Annotated in this window: 1 protein-coding gene; it reads right to left on the reverse strand. The window is 56.5% G+C overall.

From position 1 onward, the window contains the following. Positions 1–177: aldolase/citrate lyase family protein (locus BK660_RS30715; RefSeq protein ID WP_259698557.1), on the reverse strand; the 177-nt coding region annotated here is incomplete at its 3' end. Between the last annotated feature and the right edge of the window lie 193 nt (positions 178–370).

Below are 370 nucleotides of genomic sequence, written 5' to 3' on the forward strand. Positions count from 1 at the left end.
CTGGATGGCGTCACGGGCGGCGACTTTGCTGTCCGGATGTACGGCGTCTTCGAGGTCGAGAATGATCGCGTCCGGGCCCGCTTCGCAGGCTTTGGAAAAACGCTCGGGACGGTTGCCCGGCACGAACAGGTAGCTGATCGCGAGTGGCGCTTTGCGGCTGAGTCGATCGGAGTGCATGGCGTTGCTCCTTTGACGTGAACCCGTCGTGGTTTTTGAAAATTTTCAGGCCCGTTCAACGGCAGATTTGCCTGCCGTGCCGGGGCTTATCGCAACAGCCCTTAACGCCTTATTGATCAAGCAATTAAGAGACTTTTTAATCTCGGGACGAACGAGTCCTTGAGCGTGTAAATGCACGTTCATGGATTCGCCC

Source organism: Pseudomonas brassicacearum (assembly GCF_003732265.1).
Taxonomy (GTDB): domain Bacteria; phylum Pseudomonadota; class Gammaproteobacteria; order Pseudomonadales; family Pseudomonadaceae; genus Aquipseudomonas; species Aquipseudomonas brassicacearum_D.